The organism is Nocardioides daedukensis (assembly GCF_013408415.1).
Classification (GTDB): domain Bacteria; phylum Actinomycetota; class Actinomycetes; order Propionibacteriales; family Nocardioidaceae; genus Nocardioides; species Nocardioides daedukensis.
Map to the genome: position 1 here is coordinate 1,856,752 of NZ_JACCAA010000001.1, position 13,149 is coordinate 1,869,900.

At 69.3% G+C, this 13,149-nt stretch carries 13 protein-coding genes; 2 read left to right on the forward strand and 11 right to left on the reverse strand.

Annotated elements, in window-relative coordinates; genetic code table 11:
* Positions 1 to 50: 50 nt before the first annotated feature.
* The 8 genes from BJ980_RS09260 to BJ980_RS09295 all read right to left on the reverse strand — a co-directional run bounded on the left by BJ980_RS09260 (position 51) and on the right by BJ980_RS09295 (position 9,112).
* Positions 51 to 2,636 carry an ATP-dependent Clp protease ATP-binding subunit gene (locus BJ980_RS09260; RefSeq protein ID WP_179502026.1) on the reverse strand — a complete coding sequence of 862 codons (2,586 nt, stop codon included), beginning with the start codon at positions 2,634 to 2,636 and terminating at the stop codon, positions 51 to 53.
* A gap of 234 nt (positions 2,637 to 2,870) precedes the next feature.
* On the reverse strand, positions 2,871 to 3,194 hold the full coding sequence (locus BJ980_RS09265) for a histone-like nucleoid-structuring protein Lsr2 (protein ID WP_179502027.1): 324 nt from the start codon (positions 3,192 to 3,194) through the stop codon (positions 2,871 to 2,873).
* Between the two features lie 79 nt (positions 3,195 to 3,273).
* Positions 3,274 to 4,062: a type III pantothenate kinase gene (locus BJ980_RS09270; protein ID WP_179502028.1), complete on the reverse strand. Its 789-nt coding sequence runs from the start codon at positions 4,060 to 4,062 to the stop codon at positions 3,274 to 3,276.
* Positions 4,059 to 4,973 carry a carboxylating nicotinate-nucleotide diphosphorylase gene (gene nadC / locus BJ980_RS09275; protein WP_179502029.1) on the reverse strand — a complete coding sequence of 305 codons (915 nt, stop codon included), beginning with the start codon at positions 4,971 to 4,973 and terminating at the stop codon, positions 4,059 to 4,061. The genes BJ980_RS09270 and nadC overlap by 4 nt, the downstream gene beginning before the upstream one ends.
* The gene (locus BJ980_RS09280) at positions 4,970 to 6,703 is read right to left on the reverse strand and encodes an L-aspartate oxidase (protein WP_179502030.1); all 1,734 of its coding nucleotides are present in this window, start codon (positions 6,701 to 6,703) and stop codon (positions 4,970 to 4,972) included. Before BJ980_RS09280 ends, nadC begins: the two co-directional genes overlap by 4 nt.
* Positions 6,704 to 6,804: 101 nt before the next feature.
* On the reverse strand, positions 6,805 to 7,224 hold the full coding sequence (panD, locus tag BJ980_RS09285; RefSeq protein WP_179502031.1) for an aspartate 1-decarboxylase: 420 nt from the start codon (positions 7,222 to 7,224) through the stop codon (positions 6,805 to 6,807).
* Positions 7,224 to 8,183, reverse strand: a complete 960-nt coding sequence (gene panC / locus BJ980_RS09290; protein ID WP_179502032.1) for a pantoate--beta-alanine ligase — start codon at positions 8,181 to 8,183, stop codon at positions 7,224 to 7,226. The genes panD and panC overlap by 1 nt, the downstream gene beginning before the upstream one ends.
* Positions 8,183 to 9,112 carry a Rossmann-like and DUF2520 domain-containing protein gene (locus BJ980_RS09295; protein WP_179502033.1) on the reverse strand — a complete coding sequence of 310 codons (930 nt, stop codon included), beginning with the start codon at positions 9,110 to 9,112 and terminating at the stop codon, positions 8,183 to 8,185. The genes panC and BJ980_RS09295 overlap by 1 nt, the downstream gene beginning before the upstream one ends.
* Before the next feature lie 183 nt (positions 9,113 to 9,295).
* Here BJ980_RS09295 and BJ980_RS09300 point away from each other — a divergent pair, with 183 nt between their 5' ends.
* Together BJ980_RS09300 and ispD are read left to right on the forward strand one after the other, a co-directional pair.
* Positions 9,296 to 10,042 (forward strand): SAM-dependent methyltransferase, encoded by a 747-nt coding sequence (locus tag BJ980_RS09300; RefSeq protein WP_179502034.1) that lies wholly within the window; start codon positions 9,296 to 9,298, stop codon positions 10,040 to 10,042.
* Positions 10,039 to 10,716, forward strand: coding sequence for a 2-C-methyl-D-erythritol 4-phosphate cytidylyltransferase (gene ispD, locus BJ980_RS09305; protein ID WP_179502035.1), 678 nt, complete (start codon positions 10,039 to 10,041; stop codon positions 10,714 to 10,716). Before BJ980_RS09300 ends, ispD begins: the two co-directional genes overlap by 4 nt.
* Before the next feature lie 61 nt (positions 10,717 to 10,777).
* Here the strand turns inward: ispD and BJ980_RS09310 are convergent, their stop codons facing one another.
* From BJ980_RS09310 to BJ980_RS09320, 3 genes are read right to left on the reverse strand one after another with little or no spacing between them, the layout of a single operon-like run.
* Positions 10,778 to 11,713, reverse strand: a complete 936-nt coding sequence (locus BJ980_RS09310) for an ABC transporter substrate-binding protein (RefSeq protein ID WP_179502036.1) — start codon at positions 11,711 to 11,713, stop codon at positions 10,778 to 10,780.
* Positions 11,640 to 12,443, reverse strand: coding sequence for an ABC transporter permease (locus tag BJ980_RS09315; RefSeq protein ID WP_179502037.1), 804 nt, complete (start codon positions 12,441 to 12,443; stop codon positions 11,640 to 11,642). The genes BJ980_RS09310 and BJ980_RS09315 overlap by 74 nt, the downstream gene beginning before the upstream one ends.
* Positions 12,440 to 13,147 carry an ABC transporter permease gene (locus BJ980_RS09320; RefSeq protein WP_343047758.1) on the reverse strand — a complete coding sequence of 236 codons (708 nt, stop codon included), beginning with the start codon at positions 13,145 to 13,147 and terminating at the stop codon, positions 12,440 to 12,442. Before BJ980_RS09320 ends, BJ980_RS09315 begins: the two co-directional genes overlap by 4 nt.
* Positions 13,148 to 13,149: the final 2 nt, after the last annotated feature.

The following is a 13,149-nucleotide window of genomic DNA, read 5'->3' on the forward strand; positions in this document are numbered from 1 at the left end:
CCGAGCCGGCACGAGTCATCTTCAACTCGTGCCGGCTCGTCGACTGAGGGTCAGTCCTCGGACTTGGGAATGTCCTTCGGTCCCTCGCTGTCATCGGGCCCTTCGGTGCTCTCGCCGATCACGTCACCGGGGACCACGTCAGCGGTCTCCAGCGGCGGAGCGTCCGGGAGCGCACCGACCGTCTGGCCCTTGAAGGTGAAGGTCGCGGTCGGACCCTCGCCCTCGACGTCCACGAGCACGATCTGGCCGGGGCCGACCTCGCCGTAGAGCATCTTCTCGGCCAGCACGTCCTCGATCTCGCGCTGGATCGTGCGACGCAACGGGCGCGCACCCAGCACCGGGTCGAACCCGCGCTCGGCGAGCACGGCCTTGGCCGCCGTGGTGAGCTCGAGGGACATGTCGCGGTCCTTCATCCTCAGCTCGACCGAGGCGACCATGTTGTCGACCATCGCCACGATCTGGTCCTGCGAGAGCGGCGGGAAGACGATGACCTCGTCGACACGGTTGAGGAACTCGGGACGGAAGTGCTGCTTGAGCTCCTCCTGAACCTTGCCCTTCATCTTCTCGTAGGCACCCTGCGAGTCGGACGCGTTGCCGAAGCCGAGGCTGACGCCCTTGCTGATGTCACGCGACCCAAGGTTGGTGGTCATGATGATCACCGTGTTCTTGAAGTCCACGACGCGGCCCTGCGAGTCGGTCAGGCGACCTTCCTCGAGGATCTGCAGCAGCGAGTTGAAGATGTCCGGGTGGGCCTTCTCGACCTCGTCGAAGAGAACCACGGAGAACGGCTTGCGCCGCACCTTCTCGGTCAGCTGGCCACCCTCCTCGTAGCCGACGTAGCCGGGGGGCGAACCGAACAGCCGCGATGCGGTGTGCTTCTCGCCGAACTCGGACATGTCGAGCTGGATGAGTGCGTCCTCGTCACCGAAGAGGAACTCTGCGAGCGACTTGGACAGCCAGGTCTTACCGACACCCGAGGGGCCGGCGAAGATGAACGAGCCACCGGGACGCTTCGGGTCCTTGAGCCCGGCGCGCGTACGACGGATGGCGCGGGAGAGTGCCTTGACGGCCTCCTCCTGACCGATGACGCGCTTGTGCAGCTCGTCCTCCATCTTGAGCAGGCGCGAGGACTCCTCCTCGCTCAGCTTCACGATCGGAATGCCGGTCGCGACGGCGAGGACCTCGGCGATGAGCTCCTCATCGACCTCGGCGACGACGTCCATGTCACCGGCCCGCCACTGCTTCTCGCGCTCGGCCTTCTTCAGCGTGAGCTGCTTCTCCTCGTCACGCAGGGACGCAGCGGCCTCGAAGTCCTGGCCGTCGATGGCGGCCTCCTTGCGCTGGCGCACCTCGGCGATCTTCTCGTCGAACTGGCGCAGGTCCGGCGGAGCGGTCATCCGGCGGATCCGCAGGCGGGAGCCCGCCTCGTCGATCAGGTCGATCGCCTTGTCCGGCAGGAACCTGTCGGAGATGTAGCGGTCGGCGAGCGTCGCGGCCGAGACCAGCGCCTCATCGGTGATGGTCACCCGGTGGTGCGCCTCATAGCGGTCGCGCAGGCCCTTGAGCATCTCGATGGTGTGCGCGATCGAGGGCTCGTTGACCTGGATCGGCTGGAAGCGGCGCTCGAGCGCGGCGTCCTTCTCGAGGTACTTGCGGTATTCGTCGAGCGTGGTGGCACCGATGGTCTGGAGCTCACCGCGCGCAAGCATCGGCTTCAGGATCGAGGCTGCGTCGATGGCACCCTCTGCCGCACCGGCACCGACGAGGGTGTGGATCTCGTCGATGAACAGCACGATGTCACCGCGGGTGCGGATCTCCTTGAGCACCTTCTTGAGGCGCTCTTCGAAGTCACCGCGGTAGCGGGAGCCCGCGACCAGCGCGCCGAGGTCAAGCGTGTAGATGTGCTTGTCCTTGAGCGTCTCGGGGACGTTGCCCTTGACGATGTCCTGGGCCAGGCCCTCGACGATCGTGGTCTTTCCGACGCCGGGCTCACCGATCAGGACCGGGTTGTTCTTCGTGCGACGCGAGAGGATCTGCATGACCCGCTCGATCTCCATCTCACGGCCGACCACCGGGTCCAGCTTGCCCTCGCGGGCCTGCTGGGTGAGGTTGCGGCCGAACTGGTCGAGCACCAGCGAGGAGGACGGGGCCTCGGCGCCGCTGCCCGACGGTGCACCGGCCGCTGCGCTCTCCTTGCCCTGGAAGCCCGAGAGCAGCTGGATGACCTGCTGGCGGACCCGGTTCAGGTCGGCGCCGAGCTTCTGCAGCACCTGGGCTGCGACGCCCTCGCCCTCGCGGATCAGGCCGAGCAGGATGTGCTCGGTCCCGATGTAGGAGTGACCGAGCTGCAGCGCCTCGCGCAGGGACAGCTCGAGCACCTTCTTGGCGCGCGGCGTGAAGGGGATGTGGCCACTGGGGGCCTGCTGGCCCTGGCCGATGATCTCCTCGACCTGTGCACGCACTGCCTCGAGCGAGATGTCCAAGGACTCGAGCGCCTTCGCGGCGACTCCCTCGCCCTCGTGGATCAGGCCGAGGAGGATGTGCTCGGTTCCGATGTAGTTGTGGGAGAGCATGCGTGCCTCTTCCTGGGCAAGCACGACCACCCGGCGGGCTCGGTCGGTGAACCGTTCGAACATGTTCAGCACTCCTCAACTAAAGGCACCAGCGCCCCGGACAGGTGGGACGCGGACATTGGTACCAACGTCTGGTTCCACCCTACGTGTTCCCGCCCAAGCGCAGATCCGCTCTCAGCGAACAGGCCTCCGCCGACCCGTCGTGAATTCACGCTCTGCGGGCGCGCAGGATGCGAATTCACGACGGGTCGGCGGGGGCGTGGGTGGCTTACTGACTGCCTGACTGGCAGACCTGCCTCAGTTGGCGGCGGCGTACGCCGAACGCACGTCGGCGGGGATCCGGCCGCGGTCGGGGACCTCGAAGTTGTTCTCGCGCGCCCAGGTGCGGATCTCGGCCGCGCTGGGGCCGTTGGCCGTGGTCGTGGCACCGCCGGAGCGACGACGACCCGAGACCCGGCGTCCGTGACCGACATAGGTGGCCAGCGCGTCGCGCAGCTCGCCCGCGTGGGTCGCGTTCAGGTCGATCTCGTAGTTCACGCCGTCCAGACCGAAGGTCACGGTCTCCTCGGCCTCGCTCTCGTCGATGTCGTCGACAAGAATAATGTTGACCTTCTGAGCCATCGTGCGGACCTCCTGGCATTGGGCATTGAATTGACGACACCGAACATATCGGTTCGCGCATCAATTCTGGAATCCGCCGCTATTTGCCTGTGGGTGAATTCCTCTGGAAGACCAATTCGAGCCCGATCAACGTCAACCACGCCGAATGCATGGTGAAACAGCGGCATTCATCGAGCACCGCTTGGGTGAGGTGACCCGTGGCGACGACATTGACCTTCTGGTCGGGTTCGTTGAGTTCTGCAATCATTCGCTCGGCCAGGCCGTCAACCATGCTGGCATAGCCGAACAGCATTCCCGATTGCAGTGCCTCGACGGTGTTCTTGGCGATCACGCCGCGCGGGCGCAGCAGCTCGACCTTGCGCAGCTGCGCACCACGACGCCCCAGCGCTTCCAGCGATATCTCCAAACCGGGAGCAATCGCACCGCCGACATATTCTCCGCGGCCGCTGATCACGTCAAAGGTCGTCGCCGTGCCGAAATCGACAACGATGCTCGGGCCTTCGAACAAGGTGGCAGCAGCAAGCGCGTTGATGATCCGGTCCGCGCCGACTTCGCGTGGATTGTCCATCAGGACCGGGACCCCGGTACGAATTCCCGGCTCGACGACCACTGAATGCAGATCGGCGAAATGGCCCGAAAGCATTTCACGCCATTCATGCAGCACTGCCGGAACGGTCGAGCAGACGGCGATCCCCGACAATCCCTCTTCGGCGATCACCTGGGAGAACAGTCCACGCACCAGCACCGCCCATTCGTCGGCAGTACGTCGCTCATCGGTGGAGACCCGCCAGTGCTGGCTGACCTCGCCGTCACTCACCAGCCCGAGAACGGTGTGACTGTTGCCGATGTCGGCGGCCAGCAAGGTCATGAGCGCAGGTCCATGCCGATGTCGAAGACCTTCGCCGAGTGGGTCAGCGCCCCGACGGCCAGGAAGTCCACCCCGGTCGCGCCATATTCCGCGGCGACGTCGAGGGTCAGCCCACCCGACGCCTCCAGGGTGGCCCGACCGGCGGTGATCGCGACGGCCTCACGCAGCGTGGTTGGCTCCATGTTGTCGAGCAGGATCGACTCGACGCCGATCTCCAGCAGTTCGCGCAGCTGCTCCAGCGAGTCGACCTCGACCTGAACCGGCACCGACGGGAACCGGGACCGGATCAGCTCATAGGCCGGCACCACGCCTCCGGCGGCGATCACGTGGTTGTCCTTGACCAGTGCCATGTCGGAGAGCGAGTGGCGGTGGTTCACGCCCCCGCCGCAGCGCACGGCGTACTTCTCTAGGTCGCGCCAGCCCGGGATCGTCTTGCGGGTGTCCCGCACCCGCGCACCGGTGCCCTCCAGCGCGGTCACCCAGGCCGCCGTGGCGGTGGCGACCCCGGAGAGGTGACAGGCGAAGTTGAGGGCGGTCCGCTCCGCGCTGAGCAGGAGCGCGGTGGGTCCGGTGACGCTGAGGAGTACGTCGCCCTGCTGCACCGTCTGCCCGTCGGCGATGGGGCGCCGGACGTCGATGTCGTTGCCGAGCACATAGCGGAAGACCAGCTCGGCGACGCCGAGTCCGGCCACCGTGCCGGGCTCACGGGCCACGAAGTCGGCGGTCTCGACCTGTTCGGCCGGGATCGTCGCCCAGCTCGTCACGTCGGCCTCGGGGAGGTCCTCGGCGAGGGCTGCGGCGACCGCCTTGTGCAGCGCCTTGGCGTCGAGCTCGGCCTCGCCGAACTCGGCGGCCAGGCCCGCAGGTACCTCGTCATAGGAGAGTGCGGCAATGCGGTCGATGGTGCTCATCGGGCGGCTCCCAGGACGGACGGGTCGGTGGCAGGGGATGCATCGAAGGAGACCTCGACGGTGCCGTCGACCAGGACGGCGTCGAAGTGGCCGGCCATCTCCTGGTCGTCGCGGTCCGGGAAGTCCTCGCGCCAGTGCGAGCCGCGGGTCTCCCGCCGGCCCACTGCGGCACGGGCCAGGGCGATGGCGATGGTGACCAGGTTGGTGGTCTCCCACGCCTCGACACCTGCCCCGACCGCTGCCTTGGCATCCATCTCGGCATCAGCCTCCCCCGCGTTCGCGACGAGCAGCTCGGGGAGCTGGGCGAGCGCGGTGAGCAGGCCCTCCTCGGTCCGCAGCACGCCCACGAAGTCGGTCATCAGCGTCTGCATCGCGGTCCGCACGTCGGCGCGGGCCAGGGCTGCCGGCCGTTGATCGGTGACCGGGTCGGCCCAGGGCCGCAGCTCTTCGGGAAGCACCTCGGCGATCCGGCGCGAGAAGACCAGGCCCTCGAGCAGCGAGTTGGAGGCGAGCCGGTTGGCGCCGTGCACCCCGGAGCAGGCCACCTCGCCGGTGGCATAGAGGCCGGGCACGTCGCAGCGACCGGAGAGGTCGGTGGCCACGCCACCGGAAGCGAAGTGGTGGGCCGGCGCAACCGGGATCAGGTCATTGACCGGGTCCACGCCGTGCGAGCGGCAGACCGAGAGGATGGTCGGGAACCGCTTGGCCCAGAACTCCGCGCCGAGGTGGCGGGCGTCGAGCCACATGTGCGGCTTGCCGGTCTCGTGCATGCGGCGGGTGATCGCCTTGGCGACCACGTCGCGCGGTGCCAGGTCGGCGAGCTCGTGCTGGCCCTGCATGAAGCGGACGCCGTCGAAGTCGACCAGGAACGCTCCTTCGCCACGCACCGCCTCGGAGATCAGCGGCTGCTGGCCCCGGCGGTCCTGGCCCAGGTACATCACGGTCGGGTGGAACTGGACGAACTCCAGGTCACGCAGGGTGGCACCGGCGCGAATCGCCAGCGCCATCCCGTCACCGGTGGAGACGGCCGGGTTGGTCGACTGGGCGAAGACCTGGCCGATGCCGCCGCTGGCGAGCACCACGGCCCGGCAGTGCACCGCGCCGACGCCGTCGCGCTGGCCCTCGCCGATCACGTGCAGGGTCAGGCCCGCGACACCGCCGTCGGCGGCGAGCAGCAGGTCGATGGCCAGTGCGTGCTGGATGACCTCGATGCCCGCAGCGGCCTCGACGGCCGCGATCAGGGCGCGCTGGATCTCCGCTCCGGTGGCGTCGCCGCCGGCGTGCGCGATCCGGTCCCGGTGGTGCCCACCCTCCCGGGTCAGCGAGAGCTGACCGTCGTGGTGGTCGAAGTTGGTGCCGAGCGCGATCAGCTCACGTACGGCGTCCGGGCCCTCGGTGACGAGCTGCCGCACAGCGGCCAGGTCACAGGCGCCCGCGCCGGCGACGAGGGTGTCGCGCTCGTGCTGCTCGGGGGTGTCCCCCTCACCGAGGGCGGCAGCGATGCCGCCCTGCGCCCATTGCGTCGAGCCGGCGCTGAGCACGTCCTTGGTCACCAGCAGGACGGTCGAGCCGTCGTCCTCGGAGCGGGCGCGCAGGTTGGCGTGGATCCGGAGGGCGGCGGTGAGGCCGGCGATCCCGGATCCGACGACCACGACGTCCGAGCGGGTGGTCCAGCCGGGCTCGGGAGCGGTCAACCGCGCTGGGATCCCGTCCGGGCAGGAGGAGTTCATCGGTGCAGACTAGTGGGTGCGCCGAGAAGGTTCCCGGAGGTGGCCCGGGCTCGAGCGGCCTGCATCGCAGCGTGGGATCCGACGAGCATCGCGGTGTCCACTCAGCGATTCGCGGTCACGTCACCGCGCAGCAGCCCCGAACCCTCGGGCGCCTCGGCCGGGTCGAAGCCGGTGGCCAGGACCTTGTTGTCGCCGTCGACGAAGACCACCGCCGGCTTGTACTCCTTGGCCTCGGCGGTGTCCATCTGGCCATAGCCGATCAGGATCACCATGTCACCGGGGTGGACCAGTCGGGCCGCGGCACCGTTGATGCCGATGACGCCCGAGCCGCGCTCGCCGGCAATCGTGTAGGTCTCGAGCCGGGCGCCGTTGGTGACGTCCACGATGTGCACGAGCTCACCGGAGAGAAGGTCGGCTGCGTCGAGGAGGTCCTCATCGACCGTCACCGATCCCACGTAGTGGAGGTCCGCCTGCGTCACGGTGGCGCGGTGGATCTTGGACTTCATCATGGTGCGCAGCATCAGCTGTCTCCCTTTGTTGTCGCCGACGAGTCGACGTTCTCTGAGGTGGAGTTCGTGGGTGAGGCGACGGTCGTCGCCGGGACGGGGCCCAGGTGGATGGGCATGTTGTCGATCAACCGGGTGTCCCCGAGCCGGCCGGCGATCAGGATCCGGCCCTCGCCCTCGGCGGGCGCAGGACCGAGGTCGACGTCGGTGATGACCAGGTAGTCGAGGTCGATGCCGTCGGAGGCACGCAGCTCGGCACGGGCGGCCGCCAGCGCCGAGTCGACGCCGTACGGCGCGTCCTCGATCGCCCGGCACAGCGTGCGCGACAGCGCGATCGCCTGGTGTCGCTGCAGGGGGTCGAGGAAGCGGTTGCGCGAGCTCATCGCGAGCCCGTCGGACTCACGGACGGTCTCGGCTCCGACCACGTCGACGCCCAGGCAGAGGTCCGCGACCATCTGTCGGATCACGACGAGCTGCTGGTAGTCCTTCTGGCCGAAGACCGCCACGTCGGGTCGCACCAGGCCGAAGAGCTTGGCCACCACGATGGCGACGCCGGCGAAGTGGGTCGGTCGCGCCTCCCCCTCGAGGATCGTGGCCACCGGACCCGGGTCCACGGTGACCCGGGGCAGCGCAACCGCGCTGCCGGGGGTCGGCGTACCGGGATAGACCTCGTCGGCGGCCGGTGCGAAGACGATGTCCACACCGTGCGCGGCGCACACCTCCATGTCCGCATCCAAGGTGCGCGGATAGCGGTCGAGGTCCTCCCCCGGCGCGAACTGGAGCGGGTTGACGAAGATGGACACCACCACCGGGCCGTCGCCGACCTCGGTACGGGCGCGGTCCATCAGCGAGGCGTGGCCGTCGTGCAGGGCGCCCATCGTGGGCACGAAGCCGACCTTGCGACCCTCGCGCCGAGGACCGGCGAGCAGCTCCGTGAGTTCGGCACGGGTGCTGGCCAGGACAGGGGTACCCATCAGTGGTCGACCTCGGTGTCGCTCGGGGCAGGGATCACGTAGGGAGCCGGCTCGGCGTCCTCGAGCAGGCGAGCGATCTTGAGCGCGCGGATCGGCAGCAGGCGCCCGTCGGACGTGGCGCGCGACAGCGTGGCCCGGGCCATCGCGATGTAGGAGGCCAGGGTCTGCGGGGCGTTGGCGGTGAGGTCGTCCAGGTGGGCGGCGACCGTCTGCGCGTCACCGCGCACGATCGGGCCGGTCAGCGCGGCATCGCCCTGGGCCAGGGCGTTGTCGAGGGCGGCCTCGAGCAGCGGCCGCAACGTGTCGGCAGGGTTGTCCCCACCGGCAGCCGAGAGCATCTCCATCGCCTCGGTGACCAGGGTGACCAAGTGGTTCGCGCCGTGCGCGAGGCCTGCGTGGTAGAGCGTGCGCCGGTCCTCGGGCACCCACATCGGGCGACCACCCAGGTCGGCGACCAGCCCTTCGGTGAAGGCGCGGTCCGGCTCGGTGGCGGTGACGCCGAAGACGATGCCAGCCAGGCGCGGCAGGTCGAGGTCGGTGCCGGTGAAGGTCATCGCGGGGTGCATCGCGACCGGTCGGGCACCGGCGGCAGCGGCCGCGGCGAGCACCTCGAGGCCGTGCCGGCCGGAGGTGTGCACGACGTACTGGCCCTCGTGCAGGGAACCGCTGGCGGCGAGAACGCCGACCACGTTGGCCAGCATGTCGTCGGGAACGGTCAGCAGGAGTACGTCGCACGCGCGGGCGACGGCGCTCGGCTTGGCGATGTTGACGTTCGGCAAGAGCGCTTCGATGCGATCGCGGGATGCGTCCGACTCACCGGCGACGGCGACGATCTCGTGGCCGGCACTGCGGAGCGCCGAGGCCAGGACGGCGCCGACGCGGCCGGCACCGACGACGCCGATGCGCGCGCGGTTCAGGGGTCCAGTCATGCTGCAAGCCTTTCGTTCCAGTCCCGCCGATGTCCGACTCGATGTCGAGTCGGCCGGTGTGGGTACCAGACGGTGTGCCTTCAGGTTCGCGTCAACGGTACGCCTGCCCCGCCGGGCAGGGAACCGGGGTGCTCGGTGGCCTCGGTCACAGGGCCGCCGAGCCGGCGGCGTACTCTCCCGGGCATGGGTTCGACCAGTCTCGGCATGCCGGCGTTGCCGCCGCGCACTGCCCAGCCCACGTGGAAGCAGGCGTGGGACTCAGCGCTCTACGGCCAGTCCGGCTATCTGCGGCACCACCCGGTCTCGCTGATCAGGGATCGTGACGAGCTCGTCGACTTCCTGGTGCCGAGGCTGTCCGGTCACGAGCACGCGGTGCTGCTGGGCGCTGCCGGGGTGCTGGCTCCGCAGCTGAGCAACCTGCTGCCCGGGGTCTCCCTGCGCCCCGACGTGCCGACCGGCTTCACTGGCATCGTCGTCGCCGTCGACTGGCTCTCCCACGTCCCGGCACATGTCGTCCAGGCCGATGACGACGACCGGGCCCGGGTCGTGCACGTCGACCCGATCTCCGGTCAGGAGTCCCTCGGGCTGGTGCTCGACGACCCCGGCGTCCCGCCCACGCTCAAGGAATGGCTCGACCGGCACTGGCCGCTGGCCGGCGACTTCGCGCGTGCCGAGGTGGGCACCACCCGCGAGGCGGCCTGGCGCGACGTGCTGCGTTGCCTGGCCTCGGGTGAGGCGATCGCGATCGAGCACAACCACCTGGCCTCGGCCCGTCCCCTCACCGGCACCCTGCGCGCCGCCGGTGGCCCGACGATTCCCGACGGCACCCGCGACCTGTTCGCCGACGTTGCCCTCGACGCGCTCGCCGACGCCTGCGAGGCGACGCTCTTCGTGGAGGACGGACCGGCCCGCATCGAGAGCCGCAAGTGAGGACCGTTGCCGTGCTGCTCGCGGGCGGCGTCGGCTCACGGGTCGGTGCCGGTCTGCCCAAGCAGCTCCTCGAGGTCGCCGGAAAGCCGCTGCTGGCCCACTGCCTGGCCACCTTCGACGCGCACCCGGGGATCGACGAGATCGTCGTGATGATGGTGCCGACGCACCTCGAGGCCGCCCGAGAGCTGGCCGCACCGCACGCCAAGGTCACCGCGGTGCTGCCCGGCGCGGAGTCCCGGGACGCGACCACCCGAGCGGCACTGGCCGCGCTGGGTGACGACGTACTCGTCCTCCTGCACGATGCCGCCCGACCGCTCCTCGACGCCGCGACGATCACCGCCTGCCTCAGCGCCCTGGCGGACCACGACGCGGTCACCGTTGCCATCGCCTCGGCCGACACCGTGATCACCACCGCCGCCGACGGGTCGATGGACCAGACCCCGGATCGCGCCGGCCTTCGCCGGTTGCAGACGCCGCAGGGCTTCCGGGCGCCGGTGATCCGTCGGGCGCACGAGCTGGCCCTCGCCGACCCGCGGTTCGTGCCCACCGACGACGCCACCGTCGTACGCCGCTACCTGCCCGAGGTCACGGTCGCGGTCGTCGAGGGCAGTGAGCGCAACCTCAAGGTCACCACTGCGCTCGACCTGGTGATCGCCGAGCAGCTGCTGCGCTGACCGCGCGGAGCCCTGCGTTGGGGCCCTGCGCGAATCCCGGTGCGGAGCCCTGCGTCGGGGCTCAGAGCAGGTCGTTGTCCTCGAGATAGTTGCGCGCCACGTCGGCCGCCTTGACCCGCTCGACCGAGACCTGGCGGTTCAGTTCGACGAGGTCCTCGGTGGTGAGCACCTCCATCAGCGCGTTGAGGATGTCGGCGACGTCGGGGTGGTCGGCGAGGAACTTCTTGCTGACGGCGGGGACCAGGTTCTGCACCGGCTGGATCGCGAGGTCGTCCTCGAGCAGGACCAGGCCCTGCTCCTCGAGGGTGCCGTCGCTGGTGCTGGTCAGGCCGAGCTGGGACTCACCGTCGAGGACCGACTTGTACGTCGCGTCCGTGGCGAACCCGGTGGTGAGCACCTTGGAGATCTTGATGCCGTAGTCGTCCTCGAGGCCCTTGGCGCAGTCGGCACGAGGTGCGCAGTCGGGGTGCGCGGCCAGCACGACGGACTTGCCCTTGAGGTCGGAGAGCTTCTCTAGCTCGAGCTTGTCCGCATAGTCCTTGCTGACGAAGAACGCGTTCGCGTCGGTGGCCTGCGCCGGCTCGAGCAGGCTGACTCCGGCCTTGTCCAGCAGCGGCTCGGCGGCCTTCAGCGTCTCGTCGAGGTCGGCCGTGGTGACCCGCTCCGCGTCCGCACCGTTCTGCGTGGTGTTGAGGAAGTCGACCAGTCCGCCGACATATTCGGGGACGACGTCGACGTCGTCGGGCATCTGCTGCATGTAGAGGTCCCGGGTCGCGACCAGCTTGGTGTCGACCTCGTAGTCGCCCTTCTCGAGCAGCATCCGATAGAGGTTCGACAGGACCGTCGCGCTGTCGAAGTTCTGCCCGGAGAGCACGATCGTGCCCTTGGAGCCGTCGCCGCTCGAGTCGTCGTTGCCGAGGTCGTCACCGGCGCAGGCCGTGACCCCCGCCAGGGAGAGCGTCAGTGTTGCCGCCGTCAGGATCCGTCGTAGTCGCATCGATGCCGCCTTCTGTGTCCCGCGGCGCAGTGCCACGCGTGTCCGGTCGTTCGGTGGTGCTCACAGCACGCTGCAGCATAGCGGCACCGACTTCGAGGATCAGAGCGACGACAGCCACCACGATCGCCCCGCCGAGCCCCTTGGGATAGTTGCCGTTGAAGAACCCGCTGGCGATCACGTTGCCCAACCCGGGGCCCGAGACCAGGGCCGCGATCGTGGCGGTCGCCCAGATCTGCACCAACGAGAGCCGGACGCCGGCCGCCACCAGTGGCAGCGCGAGCGGGAGCTCGACCGAGCGGAACTTCTGCCAGCCGCTCATCCCCATCCCGTCGGCGGCGTCGCGCACGTCGGCGGGCACCTGGCTGACCCCGACGTGGGCATTGGTGACCAGCGGCGGCAGCCCGAACAGGGCCAGGGCGATCAGGGTGGCCAGCCCGGCGCGGCCATAGGGACCGAGGGTGTCGGTGCCGATCGGGTCGAACATCACCAGCAGCGCGAGTACGGCGAAGGTGGGCACGGCCCGGCCGACACCGGCGACGTTGATCGCCAGGAACCCGGCCCGGCCGAGGTGTCCGAGCCACAGGGCCACCGGCAGGGCGATCACCATGGCGATGCCGAGGGCGGTGAAGGTGAGCAGCAGCTGCTGGACCAGCAGGTGCCACAGGCCTTCGGGGCCGCTCCAGTTCGCGCCGTCGGAGAGCCAGGCGAAGGTGTCGGCGAAGAGCTTCATCCGCGTGCTCCTGCCGTGCGGGTCCACGGAGTCGACAGGCGCTGGGCGAGCAGGAGCACCAGGTCGAGCAGCAGTGCCATCACCACGCAGATCAGGCTCACTGCCAGCACCTGCGCGCGGAAGTTAGAGTTCACCCCGTTGAGGAGCAGGATGCCCAGGCCGCCGTCATAGACGATCGCCCCGACGGTGGCCAGCGCGACCGTGGAGACGGTGGCGATGCGCAGGCCGGCGATGATCACCGGCAGCGCCATCGGCAGCTCGACGCGCCACAGCAGGCGGCCGCGGGAGTAGCCCATCCCGGTCGCGGACTCGATCACCTCGGGCGGAACCGCGCGCAGGCCCTCGATCATGTTGCGGACCAGGATGGTGAGCGAGTAGATCGCCAGGCCAACCACGACCGTGGTCCGCGACAGGCCGGTGAACGGCACGATCAGCGGGAAGAGTGCCAGCGACGGCAGCGTGTATAGACCGGTGCAGAAGCCGAGGATGAGCGACTCGAGGCGCTCGAACCTGCGCGCTGCCAGGGCCAGCGGCAGGGCGAGGGCCAGGCCCAGCAGGACTGCTGCGGCGGTGATCGTGAGGTGATCGAGGGTGGCGCTGATCAGCTCGTCGCCACGATCCTCGAAGTAGCCCATGCACATCCACTCGTTGACCGTCCGGCTGTAACAGGACGGCGCCGGGGCGGCCGCGTTCAGTAGGGTCACCG